Raw genomic sequence first — 20,117 nt, forward strand, 5'->3', positions numbered from 1 at the left:
ATTGAGTTTAGAATATACATTATTTAATTCAGATATGAAGAAGGATTATACAATTTTAGTTCCGTCTATGCTTCCTATCCACTTTCGCTTATTGACACCTGTCTTTGCGAAAAGCGGATATAAATTAGAAGTTTTGACAAATGAAGGGGAGCAAGTACGTGAAGAAGGTTTAGCACATGTGCATAATGATACTTGTTATCCAGCGTTGTTGGTTATTGGACAGATGATTGATGCGTTAAAAAGCGGAAAATATGATATAGATCATGTAGCCTGTGCTATTACACAAACGGCAGGAGGGTGTCGTGCAAGTAATTATCTTTCTTTATTGAGAAAAGCTTTGGCTATGGAAGGATGGCAACGCATTCCTTGTTTATCTGCCAATGCGAATGGTCTAGAAAAAGGCAGTAGCGTTGAATTTACAATGCCTTTGATTCTTCGCATTCTTTATGGAGCTTTATATGGTGATGCTTTAATGTGGTTAAGCAATCAGGTGAAGCCTTATGAACTTGAAAAAGGAGCCACAGATAAGGCGGTAAATCAGTTTATTGATGAATTGATTCCAATGTTTGAACATGGTGCTTATAAACAATCAAAGCGTATTTATAAAAAGATGTTGGAAATATTTAAGACAATTCCACAAGATCGTAGTCAGATAAAGATTCGTATTGGAATTGTTGGAGAAATCTATATGAAATATTCTCCATTAGGAAATCAACACTTAGAAGATTATTTAATTGAAGAAGGCTTTGAACCAGTGCTTTCTGGTGTTATGGATTTTGCACTATATTGTGTAGAAAATTCAATTATTGATTATGAGTATTATCATATGCACGAAAAAAATCACTATATATACAATATAGTAAAAGATGTGATTATGCGTATGCAAAAAACATTTAGAGATATAGTTAAAAAAGATGGAACTTTTATTGCACCAGACGATTTTAGTGAAGTCATTGATAACGGAAAAGCATTTATTGATCCAGGTGTAAAAATGGGTGAAGGTTGGCTTTTAACAGGTGAAGTTGTTTCACATATTAAATCTGGCGTTACCAATGTGATTAGTGCACAGCCATTCGGTTGTCTGCCAAATCATATTGTTGCCAAAGGTATGGTTCGTAAGATTAAGGATGAATATCCGAAAGCGAATATTGTTGCGATTGATTATGATCCAAGTGCATCAAAGGTAAATCAGGAAAATCGTATTCGATTGATGTTGGCAAATGCCAAGTTAAGTGAAGAAATGAAGGCAAGTATATGATGGAATTTGTATATGCCTATGCCTACTTTATTTTGTATGCCTTTTTAGGTTGGGTTTGTGAAGATTTATATTGTGGAATTCCCACAAAGAAATTTATTAACCGAGGCTTCTTTTATGGCCCGTATTGCCCAATCTATGGAGTAGGTGCTTTACTGGTTTTATATCCTTTATTGTTTGTGAAAGATTATCCTATACTTGTGTTTGTTTTAGGCGTCATTATTACGAGTGCATTGGAATATATTACAAGTTGGGTAATGGAAATTTTATTTAAAACAAGATGGTGGGATTATTCGGAAAGATTTATGAATATTAATGGGCGCGTATGTTTGTTGAATTCCACTTTATTTGGCATTATGTCTATTGTGGTGATTTATATCATTCATCCTATAATTCAAGATATCGTAATGGATATTCCTTTTACGGCATTGATGAGTTTTTTATCGGCTTTTACAATTGGATTTGGTATCGACTGTGTATTTACTGTACTTGCCTTACTTCGTCGCAAACAAGTATTCCAGAAAGTGCAAGTTCAAATGGAAGCTTTCAAAAAGGATTTCGAAGCAGAAAGTCAATTGCGTGTTCAAGAGGCGCAAGAAGCTTTCCAAGAATGGATGTTATCTCGTCCTGATTTATCCGAACGTATAGAAGAATTCCAAAGCAGTTTGGAAAACTTTTCTTTAGAAGCAAAAAAACATATTTCAAAGGCTTTCCCAGAACGTCATATTTCTACAGAAATTCGTAATATTGTAGCGGATGGTAAATTAGCACTTGAAAGAAGACGATTAAATGCGAATAAGCAAGCTGAATATTGCGAATTAACAAATATGGTTATGATTCAGGATGAAAAAGGTAATGTGTTAGTACAAAATAGCAAAAATCCAAATGGATATACATTACCAACCGGTCATATTGAACTTGGTGAATCGTTTGTACAATCAGCAATGCGTGATGTGAAAGAAAAAACTGGTTTAAATGTTGAACAGTTATGTTTGTGTGGAACAAAACAATTTATCTCGAGTGATAATTGCAGACATATTGTTTTCTTATATAAAACAAATGTGTTTAATGGAATCGAAAATGAAGAATCAAAGTGGATTCCACTGTCAAATATTCATGATTATAAGTTGATTTCAGGTTTAAATGATGTTCTAGAAGTGTTTGAAGGAACAAAATATAATGAGCTTTACTATAATGCTCAATATCAATTAAAAAAATATTAGACTTTGTGGTTTACAAGCAAAGTCTTTTTTTGTTATAATAAATAGGCAGGTTTATGCCTGTTCTCTGCTTCGTAAGAAGCCAAAAAGACCAAAGGGAGGTGTACACATGAAAAAATATGAAATTATGTACATTGTGAATGCATCTTTAGATGATGCAGCGTTCAAAACAGTTTCAGATCGTTTACATGCAACAATCACTGATAACGGTGGTTCAATTGACAAAGTAGATGACTGGGGTGTGAAAGAATTCGCTTATGAAATCGATCACATGAAAAAGGGACACTATGTAGTTATCAATGTAACTGCAAACAATGCAGGAGTTTTCGAATTCCAACGTTTGTCTCGTATCAGCAACAATGTAATTCGTGTTATGGTTGTTAAAACTGAAGGCGAAAAATAATCGAGGTTAAATAAATATGATTAATCGAGTAGTATTAGTCGGGCGCTTGACACGTGATCCTGAATTACGTAAAACGCAAAGTGGAACAAGTGTTTGCTCATTCACAATGGCAGTTGGTCGTCGTGTTTCAACACAAGGACAGCCAGATGCAGATTTTATTAACTGTGTTGCTTGGAATAAAACAGCTGATTTAATGACACAGTATTTACACAAAGGTTCATTGATTGGTTTAGAAGGACGTATTCAAACTCGTTCTTATGACAATCAACAAGGACAAAGGGTATATGTTACAGAGGTCGTCGCAGAAAGTGTTCAATTCTTAGAACCTAAAAATGCACAATCAGGTTATTCAGCTCCAAGCCAGGATTATGGAATGAATCAAGGTTTTGCTCAAAATACATATGCTGCTCCTGTACAGAATGGATATAATCAAAATCCATATTCAAATCCTGTGCAGAATACAAATAACGCATTTGAATCAACATTCAATGCAGATGATTCACTAGATATTGCTAGTGATGATCTACCATTTTAGAAAGGAAGGACTTACTTATGGCATTTAAAAAACAACGTATGGGTCGTAAAAAAGTTTGTTACTTCACTAAGAACAAAATTAAGGAAATCGACTACAAAGACGTAGAATTATTAAAACGTTTCATCAACGCTAACGGGAAAATCATTCCTAGACGTGTGACTGGAACTCGTGCAAAATACCAAAGAATGTTAGCAACAGCTATTAAACGTGCTCGTCAAATGGCTTTGTTACCTTACGTGGTTGACTAATTAGACTTCATATATTGAAGTCTTTTTTTTTATTTTATATAATAGTCGTATGATAAAAACGAAACAAATTACTACAGGTGCGATGGTTTGCGCTATTTATGGAGCTTTATTATTTTTAAATCAACAGAGTGCATTGATGATTGAATCCAGTGCTTCTTGGATTTTTGCATTTCCTGTACTTATTTATACAGTCATGAGTGGTGTTAAAATGGGTGCATTGGTTACCATATGCATGGGTTTGATGACGATGTTTTTTGGTGGCTTTACAACCTGGTTTTATAGTTGGACCTCATTATTAATTGGATTTATATATGGGGCGGGCGTGTTTAAGCATGCTAAGAATATGACTAATTTTATTATTTGTTTTATTCTTTCTATTATAGCTAATTTATGCATCATTCTATTGTGGAGTACTTTGTTTGGTATTGATTTTTATGAAGATTTCCGCTTGATTTCACAATATATTCCTGGTATAAGCTTAAAAGTATTTACATACTTGATGATAGGATTACTAGGTCTATTACAGGCGTTATGTATTCATTTAGTAGCATTAATGGTGTGCTTACGTATGCATATGGACATTATTCCTCCACAACCATTATCTAAGGTACAAAGCCCAAGATGGATAGGGATAGGTTCTGTTGTGGTGTGGATTGCGTTCTTTTTTGTTCAAAATGTGATAGAATGTCCAACGGGGATCGTTGATTTAGCACAAGTTATTTTCTTTTTGGATTGTACCTTGTTATTATATTTTGGAGTTGTTTATTTTATGAGTTTATGTGTCAAATACCAAAAGAAGAAATGGTCATTTCTTTCTATTTTTGGTGCGTTTGTGCCTGGACTTAATTTATTGTGGATGTTTATGGGAGAGTTGGACTGTCTTTTACAGTTACGAAAAGAATAGAGGTTTTCTATATGAAACAGTTTGAAAAATGGCGTAGTCTATGCGTTACAGGTCTAGCTTTGGGCCTTATACTATCAATCCTGTTGTTTTTAAAGAAAGAATATATATATATGATTGCTGCTTTGATTGTATGGATTGTTTTTATCTGTGCTTTCTTTGGCTTTTGGAAATCTTTAAAAGAACATGGAATGAAGACGGAAGTAGATATTTCAAGAGTTTTAGGTAAAGATGCCAAAGATGCTTTGAATTTTGGAAATGTGGGTATCTTAACTTATAACGAAGAATACATTGTAACTTGGGCTTCGCCTTTCTTTAAAGAGAAGGGTATTACGTTGACTAATAGTAAATTAACTAGCTGGATCAGTAATATTCGTACTTTGTTTGATGACGATGTGGATATGGTTATTGGTAAATCGGAAGGTCGAATTTACGAAATCACGAGAAAAAGAGATGCTCAAATTTTATATGTGAAGGATATTACAGATTACTATAATATGCGTCAGCAGTATTTAGACAATGAAATAGTGATTGGGTTATTGCAGTTAGATAACTATATGGAATATCAGTCTTATGAAAATGAAGAAATCATGGCCCAAATCAATACACATTTAAGAGCTGCTTTAGTAACGTGGGCTAAAGATAATAAGATGTTTGTTAGACGTTTACGTTCAGATCGTTTTTTGGTGATTTTGAATAAAGAAATCTTAACGGAAGTACGGAAACAGAATTTTACTATTTTACAACTTATTAAGGATGAGGCAAATAAATTAGATGTTTCAATTACGTTAAGTATGGCTTTTGCGTATGGATCAAATGATTTTACGGTACTAGATGATATGGTCAATGAATTGATTGAACTTGCACAAAGTCGTGGTGGAGATCAGGCGGCTATTCGTTCAAGTGGAGGAACGGTTCAATTTGTGGGTGGAAACTCCGAAACAAGTTCAACACGTTCTAAAGTTCGTGTACGCATTATGGCACAATCTATTCAAGAAGCTATTATGGAATCGAATCGTGTCTATATTGCAGGACATGTTATGAGTGATTTTGACTGTATGGGAGCATGTCTAGCTTTATCTAGCTGGGTACATGCGTTAGGCAAGGAAGTATTTATTGTTTTAAAGGATGTTCCTAGAGATGAGCAGCTTCAAGAAATGATGAATTCATTTGTTACTGTCATTCAAGAAAGACATACTTTGATTACTCCAGATGAGGCGATGGATTCTATAGATTATAATAAAGATTTATTGATTATGGCTGATCATGGTATTCCTGCAATATCAAGTGTCAAAGAATTTGTGGATCGATGCAATCGTATTCTTGTGATTGATCATCATAGACGTAGTGATGCGTTTGTTAAGAATACTTTGTTGACATATGTTGAAAGCAGTGCAAGTTCAGCGTGTGAATTAATTGTTGAATTGCTTCAAAATATTCCAAATCATATTCCTATTTATGAAATGGAAGCGACGATTATGTATTTGGGTATTTTAGTGGATACAAATCGTTTTAAAATGCATACGGATGCCCGTACGTTTGAAGCAGCAGCTGCCTTACAAAATTGGGGAGCTAATACAAGTCGTGCTGAAAAAGCTTTGTGTGAAGACTATTTGTATTTCTCTATGAAGAATGCATTGATTCAGCGGGCAAAGCCTTATTACAATCATTTTATGATTGCAGCGATTGATGATGAAACATTAGATAAGACGATGATGGCTCAGGTTTCACAAGCTCTATTATTGATTAAAGGCTGTGTTGCTAGTTTTACCATCGCAAAGGTAAAGACAAATCCGAATGCCGTTGCGATAAGTGCTCGTAGTGATGGGTCTTATAATGTTCAAAAAATTATGGAAAAATTAAATGGTGGCGGCCACTTTAGTGCGGCTGCTGTCGAAAGAGAAGGTGTATCCGTGCAACAGATGAAGGATATGATCTTAAATTGTATAGAGGAGGAACTTAAAAATGAAGGTAATATTGCTTAAAGATATTCGTAAATTAGGAAAGAAAGATGATGTAGTTGAGGTAAGTGATGGCTACGCAAGAAATTTCTTATTTAAGAATAAATCGGCGATTGCGTATACAAAGGGTTCTGCCAAAGTTTTAGATAAACAAATGGAAGAAAGAGCTGAACACGAGGCTGAGTTAAAAAAAGAAGCTGAAGCTTTGAGTGAAACTTTAAAGGGTATTACTTTAGAGTTTACTTTGAGTACAGGTAAAAATGGAGCTACTTTTGGTTCTGTTTCTAGTAAACAAATTGTGGAAGCTTTATCTAAAAAAGGGATTCGTGTTGATAAAAGAAAACTTCAATTGGAACAATCTATCGCATCTTTAGGGGTGACTCGTGTTCCTGTGGATTTATATCGTGGACAAGTGATTGGTGAAATTGTTGTTCATGTAAGTGAAAAGGCATAATATGTCGCGTGAAATGCCTAACGCAGTTTCCTTAGAACAATCAGTGCTTGGCTCTTTGATGGTATATCCTAAAGTCATTCAAGATTGTCAGGAACTCGATCTACATGTAGAAGAATTTTATTTGCCTTCTCATCAGCAGATTTATCAGGCTATCTGTACAATTCATGAAAATGGCCAACCTATTGACATGAATACGGTGGTCAATCGTTTACAGGAAACAGATCAGTTAGAGTCTAGTCAAGGAGCAGATTATATTATTCGTTTGGCAGACTCAGCTATTTCGAGTGCAACATCAAGATCTTATATTGAAACGATCAAAAATAAGGCGCAGCTAAGAAGGTTGATTTATGTTGCGGATAAAATTAGTGAAGAAGGCTATTCATCTGGCGAAGATATTGATACAGTTTTAGATGATGCGGAACGCTTAGTTATGGATGTAACTAGACATCGTAGGGGAAGCGAATTTGAATCAAGTGAAGAAATCGTTACTCGTGTCATTAATGAATTAAAAGAGCTTCGTATGATGAAAGGTGTAACTGGAATTGAAACGGGTTATGTCTTATTGGATCGTATGACGAATGGTTTTCAGCGTGGTGATTTAATTATTCTTGCAGCTCGTCCTGCCATGGGAAAGAGTGCCTTGGCTTTAAATTTTGCAGCTCAAGTTGCGAAACGTAATGAAGGAGCTGTTGCGATATTTTCACTGGAAATGCCTAGTGATTCGATGATGAAGCGTTTAATGAGTTCGGAATCTCAGGTATATTCGGATAAGCTTCGTAGTGGTAAATTGACAAATGAGGAAATGTCTCGTTTATATGAGGCAGGTTCACATTTGAGTGAAAGAAAGATTTATATTGATGACACAAGTAGTATCAAGGTATCTCAGATTTTCTCGAAGTGTCGTAAATTAAAGAGTGAAAATGGCTCTATTTCTTTAGTTGTAATTGACTACTTGCAGCTGATTACGGGAACACGCGCAGATTCTCGTCAACAAGAGGTTAGTGATATTTCGCGTAATTTAAAGATTTTGGCAAAAGAAATGGAATGTCCAGTTATTGCACTTTCTCAGCTTTCTCGTAAGGTTGAAGAAAGAACGGATCATGAACCGCAATTGTCTGATTTACGTGAGTCTGGATCAATCGAGCAGGATGCCGATATCGTAATGTTTCTATATCGCAGTAATTATTATGATAAAGATAAGGAATCACAAGAAGAAACAGAAGTTGTTGATTTATCTTTAGCAAAACATCGTAATGGCGGTATTGGAAAGATTCAATTGGCTTTTGAAAAGAATATATCTCGTTTTACAAATTTAGAAGCCTCTGGAGATGATATTTATGCGCATTGATTTATTGTGTAGCGGCTCAAAAGGCAACAGTTGTTTGATTCGTCATGAAGATACGCAATTGTTGATTGATTGTGGTTCAACAAAAAAGTATTTGATGGAAAGCTTTAAAAAGGTTGGAGCTTGTGTTGATGATACAAATGGTGTTTTGATTAGTCATGCTCATTCGGATCATGTTTCGCAGTTAAAGCATTTTAAGCATTTGGATGTGTATTCTTATTGTGATTTAAAGGATGCGTTAGATAAACATGATGTAGTACCGAATCAAAAGTTGATTATCAAAGATTTGAGCATTCAATTTCTAGGTTTGTCTCATGATTCGCCACATACAATTGGTTTTGTGGTAGAGTCGGATAAAGAAAAGCTTGTGTATGTAACGGATACAGGTTATGTACCCAATCAAATTAAACCGTATATTGCGAATGCAGACCATTATATCTTTGAAAGCAATCACGATGTGGATCGTTTGATGCATACAAAGCGTCCGATGTTTTTAAAACAGCGTATTTTGAGTGATAATGGGCATTTGAATAATGAAGATTCAAGTTTAAATTTAACTTCCTTGATCAATGCGAAGACAAAAAATATTGTTCTTGCGCATTTGAGTGAAGAGGCGAATACGCAAGATCTAGCATTGGATACATTTTCGAATGTACTATTACGAAAGGACTTACATCCTTCTGGAATTGATGTAAGAGCGGCAAAGCAGTTTGAAGTTTTGACAATTGATTAGAATTGTTTAATGATAAAAAACAGAATATTCATATACTATAACACTGGAAGTTTTGGAGGATTCCATTTCTTTCAGTGTTTTCTATTATGGACAAGGATGATATAATTATGGCTATAAAGGTAGGTAATTTAAATGTTAAAAGTTATTGATCATCCGTTGATTAAGCATAAATTAACAGTTATGCGAAAAAAAGAAACGGGAACGAAAGATTTTCGTCAAAACTTAGATGAAATTGGAGGATTAATGGTTTATGAAATCACTCGTGATTTGCCTTTGAAACCAATTGAAATCGAAACACCAATTTGTCAGTACACAGGTTATGAATTGGCTAAAAAAGTTGTGATTGTGCCAATTTTACGTGCTGGACTAGGTATGGTAAATGGAATTCAGGATTTGATTCCAACCGCAAAGATTGCGCATGTTGGTATGTATCGTGATGAAGAAACGCTAGAGCCACATACTTATTTTGAAAAATATCCAAAGAACTTAGAAGATGCGATCACAATCGTTGTGGATCCAATGCTCGCAACTGGTGGTTCAAGTGTAGCAGCAATCGATATGGTTAAGAAGCAAGGAGCTACAAATGTGAAGTTGGTTTGTTTGGTTGGTGCACCTGAAGGTGTTAAAACAGTTGAAAAAGCACATCCAGATGTAGATATTTACTTAGCTTCACTAGATGACCATTTAAATGAACATGGATATATTGTTCCAGGTTTAGGAGATGCTGGAGATCGTATTTTCGGTACGAAGTAATTGATGAAACCTTATGCTTTTTCGGGAATGTTATGCACAAGCATGCTCATATTTGGGCTTATCGGTTATAATATTGATGGCTGGTTACATACTACGCCTTTATTTGTGATTGTAGGTTTAATGTACAGTATTATTGGTAGTATTATTTTATTAATAAAAAAATCGAGGTAAAGCAATGCAGCAAATGAATAAAAAAATAGTAAAGTATACTTTGATATTTAGTTTATTTTGCTCTTTGGTTTGTGCAGTTATTTTTCATTCTCAAATGATTCAAGTATTTATAGCGGTTTGGATAGGCTGCCTTACAGGTTTAGTGGGGTATCGTAAGATTGTTCAAATGGCTTTAAATATTCCAACAGATGAAATAGCTGGAAAAAAGATAGGTACACAAGAATATATGAAAAGATATCTTATGTATGGTCTAGTTTTAGTTATTTGTCAATTAATGGAGTTGCCAATTTTGGCAGTTCTTGTTGGGCTTATGTGCAATAAAGGAGCTATTCTTTTATATGCACTAAAAGAAAAGGAGGATTTCCATGAGTGATGTAAGTGCAATTATCATTCACATTGGAAAGTTCTCTTTACAGATTCAACAATCTATTCTTGTATGGCTTGGAATTTGTGTTTTCTTTGCGTTCTTCTTCTACTTTGCAGGAAAGAAAATTGAAAAACAAGATCCTTCAAAAGCTAGTAAAGGGATTGTGTATATTTGTGAGGAGATCTACAACTTAGTGCTTTACGTAATTAAAGATAACTTAAGGGAAACTACAAAGAAATATATTCCTATGTTTGGCACTTTGATTGTGATGATGATTGTAAGTAACTTGATTGGTTTGATTGGGCTTCAAAATCCAACGAGCAATGTAAGTTTTAATGCGACATTGGCTGTCACAATGTGGTTGATGATCCAAGGTAATGGTATTAAAAAAGGTGGATTATTAGCACGAATGAAAGAGTTGACAGAGCCGATGTTCTTGTTGACACCATTGAATGTCATAGGAGAGTTGGCGTTGCCTATCTCATTAACAATGCGTTTATTTGGTAATATTTTGGCAGGATATATCATTTCTATGTTGGTGTATACATTGATTAAAATGTTGATGCCAATAGGATTGTTAGGATTATTAGTAACGCCATTTTTACATATGTATTTTGATATATTCTCAGGTGTAATTCAGACATATATCTTCTTTACACTAAGCTCGTTCTTCTTAGGACAGCAAGTGGTGATTCAAGAAGATTAATAAATAGGAGGAAAATAAAATGTTTAATGAATTTTTCGTACGTGGTATGGCTTGCTTAGGTGCAGGTATTGCGATGATTGCTGGTTTAGGTCCTGGTATTGGTCAGGGTATTGCAGCTAGTAAAGGTGCAGAAAGCGTTGGTCGTAATCCAGATGCAGCAAGTAAAATTCAATCTATCATGGTATTAGGTATCGCCTTAGCCGAAACAACAGGTATCTATGCTTTGATCATTGCGATTTTATTGATTTTCATCAAAGGTTAATGATTGGGAGAATCGGTAATGATTGACTTTAATATTGACAATTATTTGCGAATTTCATTGACCGATGTTGTTTTAGTTTGTATTTCTACTTTTTTGATTGTAATGTTTGCCAAAAAATTCTTTTGGGAAAAATTACTAACATTAATTCAAAAACGACAAGATTTAATTCAAGAAAATATCAATTCTTCAGTAGCTATTAAAAAGCAGGCTGAAGATGTTAAAGAACAGTATGATGAAAAATTGCGTAATGTATCGCAAGAAGCTCATACCATTATTGTTTCAGCTAGAGCACATGCGGATCAAGAAAAACAGCAGATTATAAAAGAAGCAAATGACGAAGCTTTGCGTATTAAGAAAAACGCAAATGAAGATATTGAACGTCAGAAGCGTGACGCTCAAAAAGAAATGAAAAAAGCAATTAGCGATGTCGCATTAAGCGCAGCTAGTCAGTTGATTAAAAAAGAAATGGATGAAGAAACACAAAAGCAGTTTGTGGAAGATTTTATTGAACAGGCAGGCGATAAACAATGGTAGATTACACGCCTTATGCCCAGGCTCTATTTGAATTAGCACAAGATTCAAAGCAAGAAATGGCTTGGATGTCAGAGCTAAAGCAAGTAGCGCAAGTGATTACTTCAGTACCAGAATTAAACAAGATTCTAGCACATCCAAGTATTTCTCGAGTAAAGAAAAAGGAAATCATCCAAACAGCTTTCGAATCCGAATTAGATACAACTGTATTTCGTTTCTTGCTTGTGTTAAATGAGCATAATGAACTTTCTCATCTTGATAAAATCAGTGGTGCGTATGAAGAGTGTTATCGAAAGAAACATAGAATTGAAATCGTTAAAGTAACGAGTGCATCAAAACTAGATGAAGATCAATTATCAAGATTGAAAGAGATGTTAGAGAAAAAAATGAATAAGACACTTGAACTTGAAGTACAAGTGGATCCATCTTTGATTGCAGGTATTAAAGTACAGGCGAATGATGTAGTGATGGATAATACGGTCATTGCGAAGATTGACGCAATGAAGGAAGCAATTAATAGATAAGCAGGTGATATGATGAGTTTAAATCCAGCAGAGATTTCAAAATTAATCAAAGCTCAAATTCAAAGTATCGACCAGGATCTTGAAATGAATGAAAGTGGTACTATCCTAACAGTAGGTGATGGTATCGCAACAGTATATGGATTGAAAAATGCCATGATGAGTGAATTGTTGTTATTCCCTCACGATGTATATGGTATGGTCATGAACTTAGAAGACGAACAAGTAGGTGTCGTATTACTAGGTGATAATTCCGATATCAAAGAAGGTGACGTTGTAAAACGTACAGGTCACATCATTGAAGTTCCAGTTGGTGATAGTTTGATGGGTCGTGTTGTCAATGCATTAGGACAACCGATTGATGGTTTAGGTGAAATCAAAACAGATAGAACACGTCCAGTAGAACGTGTGGCCCCAGGTGTAATGACAAGAAAGAGTGTATCGGTTCCATTACAAACGGGTTTAAAAATTATTGACTCTATGATTCCAATTGGTCGTGGACAACGTGAGTTGATCATTGGTGACCGTCAAACAGGTAAAACAGCAATCGCAATCGATACGATTTTGAATCAAAAAGATCAAAATGTAAAATGTATTTATGTGGCGATTGGTCAAAAGGCAAGTACTGTAGCTCAAATCGTTGAAAAATTAAAACAACACGGAGCTATGGAATATACTACGATCGTAGCGGCTACTGCATCTGAAGCAGCGCCATTACAATATATTGCACCTTATGCAGGCTGTGCAATGGGTGAAGAATGGATGGAAAACGGAGAAGACGTATTAATTGTTTATGATGATTTATCAAAACATGCCGTAGCTTACCGTACACTGTCTTTACTTCTTCGTCGTCCTCCTGGACGTGAAGCGTATCCTGGAGATGTCTTCTACTTACATTCACGTTTATTAGAGCGTGCAGCACGTTTAAATGAAAATTATGGTGGTGGATCTTTAACTGCTTTACCAATCATTGAAACACAAGCCGGAGATATTTCTGCCTATATTCCTACAAACGTAATTTCAATTACGGATGGACAGATTTTCTTGAAAACAGATATGTTTAATGAAGGCGTTCGTCCAAGTGTAGATAGTGGTTTAAGTGTAAGTCGTGTAGGTAGTGCTGCACAGACAAAAGCTATGAAGCAGGTTTCTGGTTCATTAAAGCTTGAACTAGCTCAATATCGTGAAATGGAATCTTTTGCGAAGTTTGGTTCAGATTTGGATGCGAGTACAAAAGATGTATTGGATCATGGAGCAAGATTAACTCAATTATTGATTCAAAAACAATATTCACCATTAACAGTGCCTGAACAAGTATTATCTTTGTATGCTGCAAAAAATAGATATTTAAAACCTGTTGAAGTAGATCACGTTGGTGAATTTGAACAAGGAATGTTGGAGTATGCACATCGTGAATATCCTTATGTTTTAGATCAGATTGAAATGAAAAAGGCAATTGACGATGAATTAGAAGCGGATATTAAGAAGGCTTTGGATGCATACGCAAAACAATATGCACTAGAAAAGGGTGCGCAACATGGCACAGAGTAGACAGGCTATTCAGGCCCGAATCAGTTCCGTTAGTTCAACTAAAAAAATCACAAAAGCAATGCAGCTGATTGCTTCAAGTAAATTAACTAGACAAAGACAAATTATGGAAGAAAACCGTAGTTATGCACAAGGTCTTCAAGAACTATTCACAATGGTACTTCGTAGTACTGGAGATGATTCTATATATTTAAATGAGAATCAAGGAAAGCCAGGCTTTATCTTTGTGATCACAAGTGATATGGGACTTTGTGGTGGTTACAACGCAAACGTGTATCGTATGATACAAGATGAGTTTTCTGAAAAGGATCATGTAGTTATGATAGGAATTCGTGGTTCTGCATGGATTTCAAAACGTGACTATAATGTTGAAACTGTATTAAGTGATCTTGACGAGGATGATGTATATAATGCTTTATCGAAATGTATGCAGGATGCATTAGACTTGTTTGAAAAGAAAGAGATTTCAAAAATTCAAATTTTATATACGCACTATAAAAACACATTGACATTTGTTCCTACTTTAGAAACGGTTTTACCTGTTTCTAAGCCTCAGGAAGAAAAGAAGTCAGGCATGCATGCGGATATGATTTTTGAACCAGATAAGGAAACAATGCTACAAAACATGATTCCTATGGTGACAAAATCAATTCTTTACTCTCGTTATTTAGAGAGTAAAACAAGCGAACAGGCTTCTCGAAGAATGGCAATGGAGAGTGCAACTGACAATGCAGAAGAGTTGCAGAATAATCTTGAACTTGCATATAACCGTGTACGTCAAGGAGCTATCACGCAAGAAATCACTGAAATTGTCGGTGGTGCAAATGCACTTTCATAAAGGAGGGTAAACATGAGTCAAAATATTGGAAAAGTCGTTGAGATCATTGGTCCGGTTGTGGATATTCAATTTTCACAAAATAATTTACCAGATTTATTAACGGCAATTGAAATTGAACGCCCAAATGAAGAAAATCTAATTGTAGAAGTCGAACAAGATATCGGTGCTGATAGAGTACGTTGCATTGCGATGGGAAGTACAGATGGTTTGGTTCGTGGTATGGATGCCATTGATACTAAAAAACCAATTCAGGCTCCTGTCGGAGAAAATGTATTGGGTCGTATGTTTAATGTTTTGGGTAAACCAATTGATGGTTTAGGTGATGTAGATGCTCAAACTATGCCAATTCATAGAAAAGCACCAGCATTTGATGAACAAAGTACAACAAGCGAACCATTGGAAACAGGTATTAAAGTTATTGACTTACTATGTCCTTACGCAAAGGGTGGTAAGATTGGATTGTTCGGTGGTGCCGGGGTAGGTAAAACCGTATTGATTCAAGAGTTGATCCACAATATTGCCAAAGAACATGGTGGTAAATCCGTTGTAGTAGGCGTTGGAGAAAGAACTCGTGAAGGAAATGATATGTATCACGAGATGAAAGACAGCGGCGTATTAGATAAAACAGTATTGGTTTATGGACAGATGAATGAAAGTCCAGGAGCCAGAATGCGTGTTGGATTAACTGGTCTAACAATGGCAGAATATTTCCGTGATGTAGAACACCAGGACGTATTATTGTTTATTGATAATATCTTCCGTTTTACACAGGCAGGATCTGAAGTTAGTGCCTTATTAGGACGTGTTCCTAGTGCTGTAGGGTATCAGCCTACATTAGCTACAGAAATGGGACAGTTACAAGAAAGAATCACATCAACAAAAGATGGTTCTATCACTTCTGTACAGGCTATTTATGTACCTGCGGATGACTTAACGGACCCAGCTCCAGCAACAACATTTTCTCACTTGGATGCAAAAACGGTATTAGACCGTGACATTGCGGCATTAGGTATTTATCCTGCCGTAGATCCACTTGAATCAAGTTCACGTATTTTGGATCCACTTGTAGTTGGTGAAAAGCACTATAAAGTAGCTCGTGGAGTACAAAATATTCTACAGAGATATAAAGATTTACAGGATATCATTGCCATCTTAGGTATGGATGAATTAAGTGAAGAAGATAAGAAAGTTGTTAACCGTGCACGTCGTGTTCGTAACTTCTTGTCGCAACCATTTAATGTTGCTGAAGTATTCTCTGGTATTCCTGGAAAATATGTACCTTTGGAAGATACAATTCGCAGTTTCGAACGCTTATTAGCAGGTGAATTTGATGATCTTCCAGAACAAGCATTCATGTTTGTTGGAACAATTGAAGAAGCACAGGAAAAAGCTAAAAAAATGGCTGGTGAATAGTCATGATTGCTTTTAAAGTAGTAACACCAAAAGGCGAATATTTAAAGCAGGAAGTCAAAAGTATCCATGTAAAGACGGTGGTTGGAGAAACAACAATTTTACCAAATCACATGCCTATCTTTGCATCTTTGGTGCCTTGTAAGCTTGTTTTGAAAAACGAAAATGATGAAGAAGAAATCTTTGCGATTTCTGGTGGCTTTTTACAATTCAACAAAAATGAAGGCATGATTCTAGCTGATGCGATCGAAGGAAAAAAAGATATCGATCTTGAGCGTGCAAAAAAATCAATGGAACGTGCTAAAGAGCGTTTAGAGAAAAAAGATTCAGATACAAATCTAAAAAGAGCTCAGTTATCATTGGAAAGAGCAATTAATAGAATTCATGTATATGGCGAGTAATCCTCGCCATTTTCTTTTGTTAAATTTTAGCAAACTTATTGCATCAGTGCTAAAAATGAGTATAATAGTAATTAGCAGTTAGAATAACTAAGTGCTAAAAGGAGGATGAATTATGTTACAACCTTTACATGATTATGTTTTATTAAAGAAAGAGAAAGAAGAAAAAACTACGGCAAGTGGAATTATTTTGACAAGTGGAAAAGAAAAGTCAAAGCTTGCAGTTGTCGCAAGTATTGGTGCAGATGTTAAAGATGCGGGATATGCTTGTGGAGATAAAGTTTTATATAAAGAATATTCGGGAACTACAATGCAGCTTGATGATGAAGAATTCATTGTCATCAAAGATGAAGATATCATTGCAGTAAGTAAGTAGTAGGAGGTAATGAATTATGGCTAAAGAAGTACGTTTTTCAAAAGATGCTCGTGAATCCATGTTAAGAGGTGTTAACACATTAGCAAATGCAGTTCGTGTTACTTTAGGTCCTAAAGGACGTAATGTTGTTCTTGAAAAGGAATATGGATCCCCATTGATCACAAACGATGGTGTAAGTATTGCTAAAGAAATTGAATTGGAAGATAAGTTTGAAAATATGGGTGCTAAATTGGTATATGAAGTTGCCAATAAGACAAATGATACAGCTGGAGACGGAACAACAACAGCTACAATTTTAGCTCAAAGTATGATTGAAAATGGTTTACGTCAAGTGGATCGTGGGGCAAATCCTGTATTGATGCGAGAAGGTATTGAAAAAGCAGCTAAGGCAGTAAGTGATTATATCTTATCTGTTTCTAAGAAAGTAGAAAGCAGTAAAGATATTGCCAATGTTGCGACAATTTCATCTGGATCGGAAGAAATTGGTAAGATTATTGCGGATGCGATGGAAAAAGTTGGTCGTGATGGTGTCATTTCAACAGATGATTCAAAAGGCTTTGAAACAGAACTTGAGATTAGTGAAGGTATGCAATATGACAAGGGTTATGTTTCTCCATATATGGTTAGTAATCGTGAAAAGATGGAAGCTATAATGGAAAATGCTTATGTATTAGTAACGGATCAAAAGATCACAAACATTCAGGAAATTTTACCTTTACTTGAACAATTGGTTCAGGCAAATCGTGCGTTATTGATTATTGCGGAAGATTTAGAAAATGAAGTAGTTTCTACTTTGGCATTAAATAAACTTCGTGGAACATTCAATGTAGTTGCAACTAAAGCTCCAGGCTTTGGCGACAACCAAAAAGAAATGTTGCAAGATATTGCGATTATGACAGGTGCTAAATTCTATTCAAAAGATTTGAATATGGAATTAAAAGATATGCAGTTATCGGATTTGGGTACAGTTAAAAAGATTGTTGTCACAAAAGATAATACGACAATGATTGGTGGAGCTGGAAGTAAAGAAGATGTGGCTGCCCGTGTATCTGAAATTGAAGCACAAATGGAAAATACAACAAGTGATTATGATAAGAAACGTATGGCAGAGCGTTTAGGTAAATTATCAAATGGTGTTTCAATCATTAAAGTGGGTGCTGCAACTGAAAGTGAATTGAAAGAAAAGAAACTTCGTATTGAAGATGCGTTGAACTCAACTCGTGCTGCTGTTAGTGAAGGTATTGTAGTTGGAGGTGGATCTTGTTTAGTAAAGGCTTATGTGGCATTAAAAGATGAAATAAAATCGGATGTAGTTGATGTACAAAAAGGTATTAAAGTTGTATTTGATGCATTGTTAGCTCCAATTGCACAGATTGCTGATAATGCTGGATATAACAGTGAAGAGATTGTTGAAAGACAAAAAGAAGCAGGTGAAAATGTAGGATTTGATGCAAAACATGGTGAATGGGTAGATATGATTGAATCTGGTATCATTGATCCTACAAAAGTAACTCGTAATGCATTGATGAATGCTTCTAGTATTTCAGCTTTGTTCTTAACAACAGAAGCTGGAGTTGCTAAAATTGATAAAGAAGAACCAGCACCTACAATGCCTCAGGGAATGTATTAACAGTTGATTGAATAGCTAAGGTTTTGATTACTTTAGCTATTTTTTTGTGCAAAGAAAGCTTTTGGAAGTAATGTAAATTATGTGTCAAAAAGGCTAAAAAACGTTTTCCGCTTGCGCTACCATATCTGTACAACTCGAGGGAGCTAACTATATAAAATTCAAGTATTTTTTATGAAAAAGTTTGAAAATATAAAACAACTGGATTTTTTAGTTAGTTTTAAATTGATCTTTGAAATTGTGAATATTGGATTAAATTTAGGCATGACGAAAAAACTTTTAAAATGTGATTTTTTAAAAGTTCAGATGCATTTGTCTTATCTTAATAATGTAGGATCAAACGATTGTCCTGTTTCTAGTAAATGATAAATGATTCTAAGCAGCTTTCTAATGCAGTGACCTTGAGCACAACGGAGTCCTTTACCTTGAGATATTTTCAATTGATAGTGTTCCTTGAATACAGGATTAAAGTTGATTACAGACAATATGATTTGATACAAAGTCTTTCTAAGATATTTGGATCCCTTCTTGGTTATGGCAGTATGTTGGGCGGTAAATTGACTCGATTCATAGTGATAGGGTGCTACTCCTGCAAATTTAATGATCTGAGAAGGTTTGGAATAATTGCCAATATCTCCTAATTCGGCTAAAATAGAAGTACCAGAGAAATGAGAAATTCCTGGAATGCTTAGGATAGGAGAGTTGTTTGTGATTGATAACTCTTCTATTTTTTTATCTATTTCAGCGATTTGCTCTTTAATAAGCATGATTTGGCTTACCAAGTGTTTGATCTGTATAGTTTCAACTTCGGAAGAGATTCCGATAGAATTCTTAGCGCATTCTTTTAACTTTTCAGGTGTCAATGAAATGCGATTGCCCTTACCTTTGATTTCAAAACATTTACGGATTGTACGAATGTCTGTAGAAGCGATTGCTTCAGCGCTGCCAAACGTTTTAAGAAGATTCATGTAAACAACACCATATTTAGAACCGAATAAGGTATTGAATTCAGGAAAAACAAGATCAATTGATTTCTGTAGTCGATTACAGTATATATTGAGTTCTTCCTTTAGATTATGGTGATGAAGAGTCAATTGTCTTTGTTCATATAAATCAAAACGGTCAACGTTAGTAATGCCACCTTCCATCTTACGTGTAAGCTCAGTCGTTTTAGGGTTGATCAAGGCAACAGTATATCCATTGCTAAGAAGAAATTTAAGAAGCGCGACATGGTAATGCCCGGTATCTTCCATACCTAATAGAATTGATTTTTTAGAATACGGTTTAAGAGAGTTGATCAGAAAGTCAAATCCTTCTTTGTTGTTAGAAAAAGAAGAAGGTGCAAAATTGAATTCACCGGTTTCTTTGTCCATAATACAAAAATGATGACTGTTCTTTCCAACATCGATACCAACTAGTTTCATAAATAAACATTCTTTCTTTATAGAAACGTGTGAAAATGGTTATCCACAACACTTAGACCACAAAACCTGGTTCAAAATACGAATTCAAAGACTCATCTAACTAATCACTGTTTTGGAATAAGGTGTGGTA

General features: G+C 35.1%; 24 protein-coding genes. 23 read left to right on the forward strand and 1 reads right to left on the reverse strand.

Annotated elements, in window-relative coordinates; genetic code table 11:
- Position 1 precedes the first annotated feature (1 nt).
- From H8911_RS04435 to groL, 23 genes are all read left to right on the forward strand, one after another.
- Positions 2-1,258: a 2-hydroxyacyl-CoA dehydratase gene (locus tag H8911_RS04435; RefSeq protein WP_254242894.1), complete on the forward strand. Its 1,257-nt coding sequence runs from the start codon at positions 2-4 to the stop codon at positions 1,256-1,258.
- Positions 1,255-2,478 carry a putative ABC transporter permease gene (locus tag H8911_RS04440; protein WP_117926703.1) on the forward strand — a complete coding sequence of 408 codons (1,224 nt, stop codon included), beginning with the start codon at positions 1,255-1,257 and terminating at the stop codon, positions 2,476-2,478. Before H8911_RS04435 ends, H8911_RS04440 begins: the two co-directional genes overlap by 4 nt.
- Before the next feature lie 106 nt (positions 2,479-2,584).
- Positions 2,585-2,878, forward strand: coding sequence for a 30S ribosomal protein S6 (gene rpsF, locus H8911_RS04445; RefSeq protein WP_117926704.1), 294 nt, complete (start codon positions 2,585-2,587; stop codon positions 2,876-2,878).
- A 16-nt stretch (positions 2,879-2,894) separates the two neighbouring features.
- Complete coding sequence (ssb, locus tag H8911_RS04450) at positions 2,895-3,413, forward strand: single-stranded DNA-binding protein (RefSeq protein WP_117926705.1); 519 nt, start codon at positions 2,895-2,897, stop codon at positions 3,411-3,413.
- Positions 3,414-3,430: 17 nt separating this feature from the next.
- The gene (rpsR, locus tag H8911_RS04455; RefSeq protein ID WP_003864783.1) at positions 3,431-3,661 is read left to right on the forward strand and encodes a 30S ribosomal protein S18; all 231 of its coding nucleotides are present in this window, start codon (positions 3,431-3,433) and stop codon (positions 3,659-3,661) included.
- A 49-nt stretch (positions 3,662-3,710) separates the two neighbouring features.
- Positions 3,711-4,565 carry a YybS family protein gene (locus H8911_RS04460; RefSeq protein WP_117926278.1) on the forward strand — a complete coding sequence of 285 codons (855 nt, stop codon included), beginning with the start codon at positions 3,711-3,713 and terminating at the stop codon, positions 4,563-4,565.
- Between the two features lie 11 nt (positions 4,566-4,576).
- The gene (locus H8911_RS04465; RefSeq protein WP_255466287.1) at positions 4,577-6,547 is read left to right on the forward strand and encodes a GGDEF domain-containing protein; all 1,971 of its coding nucleotides are present in this window, start codon (positions 4,577-4,579) and stop codon (positions 6,545-6,547) included.
- Positions 6,528-6,977 carry a 50S ribosomal protein L9 gene (gene rplI / locus H8911_RS04470; RefSeq protein ID WP_117572076.1) on the forward strand — a complete coding sequence of 150 codons (450 nt, stop codon included), beginning with the start codon at positions 6,528-6,530 and terminating at the stop codon, positions 6,975-6,977. Before H8911_RS04465 ends, rplI begins: the two co-directional genes overlap by 20 nt.
- 1 nt (position 6,978) lies before the next feature.
- Complete coding sequence (dnaB, locus tag H8911_RS04475; protein WP_117926273.1) at positions 6,979-8,325, forward strand: replicative DNA helicase; 1,347 nt, start codon at positions 6,979-6,981, stop codon at positions 8,323-8,325.
- Positions 8,315-9,055, forward strand: a complete 741-nt coding sequence (locus H8911_RS04480; RefSeq protein WP_117926271.1) for an MBL fold metallo-hydrolase — start codon at positions 8,315-8,317, stop codon at positions 9,053-9,055. Before dnaB ends, H8911_RS04480 begins: the two co-directional genes overlap by 11 nt.
- A gap of 132 nt (positions 9,056-9,187) precedes the next feature.
- Positions 9,188-9,808 carry a uracil phosphoribosyltransferase gene (gene upp, locus H8911_RS04485; protein WP_117926269.1) on the forward strand — a complete coding sequence of 207 codons (621 nt, stop codon included), beginning with the start codon at positions 9,188-9,190 and terminating at the stop codon, positions 9,806-9,808.
- Between the two features lie 27 nt (positions 9,809-9,835).
- Positions 9,836-9,979, forward strand: coding sequence for an AtpZ/AtpI family protein (locus H8911_RS04490; protein ID WP_227402493.1), 144 nt, complete (start codon positions 9,836-9,838; stop codon positions 9,977-9,979).
- 13 nt (positions 9,980-9,992) lie between these two features.
- On the forward strand, positions 9,993-10,352 hold the full coding sequence (locus H8911_RS04495; RefSeq protein ID WP_186998835.1) for a hypothetical protein: 360 nt from the start codon (positions 9,993-9,995) through the stop codon (positions 10,350-10,352).
- The gene (gene atpB / locus H8911_RS04500; protein WP_117926265.1) at positions 10,345-11,052 is read left to right on the forward strand and encodes a F0F1 ATP synthase subunit A; all 708 of its coding nucleotides are present in this window, start codon (positions 10,345-10,347) and stop codon (positions 11,050-11,052) included. The genes H8911_RS04495 and atpB overlap by 8 nt, the downstream gene beginning before the upstream one ends.
- Before the next feature lie 19 nt (positions 11,053-11,071).
- Positions 11,072-11,314 carry an ATP synthase F0 subunit C gene (gene atpE, locus H8911_RS04505; RefSeq protein ID WP_003864774.1) on the forward strand — a complete coding sequence of 81 codons (243 nt, stop codon included), beginning with the start codon at positions 11,072-11,074 and terminating at the stop codon, positions 11,312-11,314.
- A gap of 18 nt (positions 11,315-11,332) precedes the next feature.
- Positions 11,333-11,848: a F0F1 ATP synthase subunit B gene (gene atpF / locus H8911_RS04510; RefSeq protein ID WP_117926263.1), complete on the forward strand. Its 516-nt coding sequence runs from the start codon at positions 11,333-11,335 to the stop codon at positions 11,846-11,848.
- Positions 11,842-12,369, forward strand: coding sequence for an ATP synthase F1 subunit delta (gene atpH / locus H8911_RS04515; RefSeq protein WP_186998836.1), 528 nt, complete (start codon positions 11,842-11,844; stop codon positions 12,367-12,369). Before atpF ends, atpH begins: the two co-directional genes overlap by 7 nt.
- A gap of 12 nt (positions 12,370-12,381) precedes the next feature.
- Positions 12,382-13,917 (forward strand): F0F1 ATP synthase subunit alpha, encoded by a 1,536-nt coding sequence (atpA, locus tag H8911_RS04520; protein WP_117926259.1) that lies wholly within the window; start codon positions 12,382-12,384, stop codon positions 13,915-13,917.
- Complete coding sequence (gene atpG / locus H8911_RS04525; protein ID WP_117926257.1) at positions 13,904-14,752, forward strand: ATP synthase F1 subunit gamma; 849 nt, start codon at positions 13,904-13,906, stop codon at positions 14,750-14,752. The genes atpA and atpG overlap by 14 nt, the downstream gene beginning before the upstream one ends.
- A 12-nt stretch (positions 14,753-14,764) precedes the next feature.
- Positions 14,765-16,165 (forward strand): F0F1 ATP synthase subunit beta, encoded by a 1,401-nt coding sequence (gene atpD, locus H8911_RS04530; protein WP_117926255.1) that lies wholly within the window; start codon positions 14,765-14,767, stop codon positions 16,163-16,165.
- A 2-nt stretch (positions 16,166-16,167) separates the two neighbouring features.
- A complete protein-coding gene (gene atpC, locus H8911_RS04535) occupies positions 16,168-16,563 on the forward strand; it encodes an ATP synthase F1 subunit epsilon (protein WP_117926253.1) in 396 nt (131 codons plus the stop codon).
- A gap of 112 nt (positions 16,564-16,675) precedes the next feature.
- Positions 16,676-16,936 (forward strand): co-chaperone GroES family protein, encoded by a 261-nt coding sequence (locus H8911_RS04540; RefSeq protein ID WP_117926251.1) that lies wholly within the window; start codon positions 16,676-16,678, stop codon positions 16,934-16,936.
- Between the two features lie 16 nt (positions 16,937-16,952).
- Entirely contained in the window at positions 16,953-18,566 is a 1,614-nt protein-coding gene (groL, locus tag H8911_RS04545) for a chaperonin GroEL (RefSeq protein WP_186998837.1), read from the forward strand.
- 314 nt (positions 18,567-18,880) lie between these two features.
- Here groL and H8911_RS04550 read toward each other — a convergent pair whose 3' ends face one another.
- Complete coding sequence (locus H8911_RS04550) at positions 18,881-19,987, reverse strand: transposase (RefSeq protein WP_186998838.1); 1,107 nt, start codon at positions 19,985-19,987, stop codon at positions 18,881-18,883.
- Positions 19,988-20,117 lie beyond the last annotated feature (130 nt).

The sequence above is a fragment of the Holdemanella hominis genome, from assembly GCF_014306155.1.
GTDB classification, from domain to species: domain Bacteria; phylum Bacillota_I; class Bacilli_A; order Erysipelotrichales; family Erysipelotrichaceae; genus Holdemanella; species Holdemanella hominis.

What these genes read in the sequence shown, in the direction of transcription:
- H8911_RS04440 (WP_117926703.1), top strand. Translation starts at nt 1,255, where the DNA reads ATGATGGAATTTGTATATGCCTATGCCTACTTTATTTTGTATGCCTTT.
- rpsF (WP_117926704.1), top strand. Translation starts at nt 2,585, where the DNA reads ATGAAAAAATATGAAATTATGTACATTGTGAATGCATCTTTAGATGAT.
- ssb (WP_117926705.1), top strand. Translation starts at nt 2,895, where the DNA reads ATGATTAATCGAGTAGTATTAGTCGGGCGCTTGACACGTGATCCTGAA.
- rpsR (WP_003864783.1), top strand. Translation starts at nt 3,431, where the DNA reads ATGGCATTTAAAAAACAACGTATGGGTCGTAAAAAAGTTTGTTACTTC.
- H8911_RS04460 (WP_117926278.1), top strand. Translation starts at nt 3,711, where the DNA reads ATGATAAAAACGAAACAAATTACTACAGGTGCGATGGTTTGCGCTATT.
- H8911_RS04465 (WP_255466287.1), top strand. Translation starts at nt 4,577, where the DNA reads ATGAAACAGTTTGAAAAATGGCGTAGTCTATGCGTTACAGGTCTAGCT.
- rplI (WP_117572076.1), top strand. Translation starts at nt 6,528, where the DNA reads ATGAAGGTAATATTGCTTAAAGATATTCGTAAATTAGGAAAGAAAGAT.
- dnaB (WP_117926273.1), top strand. Translation starts at nt 6,979, where the DNA reads ATGTCGCGTGAAATGCCTAACGCAGTTTCCTTAGAACAATCAGTGCTT.
- H8911_RS04480 (WP_117926271.1), top strand. Translation starts at nt 8,315, where the DNA reads ATGCGCATTGATTTATTGTGTAGCGGCTCAAAAGGCAACAGTTGTTTG.
- upp (WP_117926269.1), top strand. Translation starts at nt 9,188, where the DNA reads ATGTTAAAAGTTATTGATCATCCGTTGATTAAGCATAAATTAACAGTT.
- H8911_RS04490 (WP_227402493.1), top strand. Translation starts at nt 9,836, where the DNA reads ATGTTATGCACAAGCATGCTCATATTTGGGCTTATCGGTTATAATATT.
- H8911_RS04495 (WP_186998835.1), top strand. Translation starts at nt 9,993, where the DNA reads ATGAATAAAAAAATAGTAAAGTATACTTTGATATTTAGTTTATTTTGC.
- atpB (WP_117926265.1), top strand. Translation starts at nt 10,345, where the DNA reads ATGAGTGATGTAAGTGCAATTATCATTCACATTGGAAAGTTCTCTTTA.
- atpE (WP_003864774.1), top strand. Translation starts at nt 11,072, where the DNA reads ATGTTTAATGAATTTTTCGTACGTGGTATGGCTTGCTTAGGTGCAGGT.
- atpF (WP_117926263.1), top strand. Translation starts at nt 11,333, where the DNA reads ATGATTGACTTTAATATTGACAATTATTTGCGAATTTCATTGACCGAT.
- atpH (WP_186998836.1), top strand. Translation starts at nt 11,842, where the DNA reads ATGGTAGATTACACGCCTTATGCCCAGGCTCTATTTGAATTAGCACAA.
- atpA (WP_117926259.1), top strand. Translation starts at nt 12,382, where the DNA reads ATGAGTTTAAATCCAGCAGAGATTTCAAAATTAATCAAAGCTCAAATT.
- atpG (WP_117926257.1), top strand. Translation starts at nt 13,904, where the DNA reads ATGGCACAGAGTAGACAGGCTATTCAGGCCCGAATCAGTTCCGTTAGT.
- atpD (WP_117926255.1), top strand. Translation starts at nt 14,765, where the DNA reads ATGAGTCAAAATATTGGAAAAGTCGTTGAGATCATTGGTCCGGTTGTG.
- atpC (WP_117926253.1), top strand. Translation starts at nt 16,168, where the DNA reads ATGATTGCTTTTAAAGTAGTAACACCAAAAGGCGAATATTTAAAGCAG.
- H8911_RS04540 (WP_117926251.1), top strand. Translation starts at nt 16,676, where the DNA reads ATGTTACAACCTTTACATGATTATGTTTTATTAAAGAAAGAGAAAGAA.
- groL (WP_186998837.1), top strand. Translation starts at nt 16,953, where the DNA reads ATGGCTAAAGAAGTACGTTTTTCAAAAGATGCTCGTGAATCCATGTTA.
- H8911_RS04550 (WP_186998838.1), bottom strand. Translation starts at nt 19,987, where the DNA reads ATGAAACTAGTTGGTATCGATGTTGGAAAGAACAGTCATCATTTTTGT.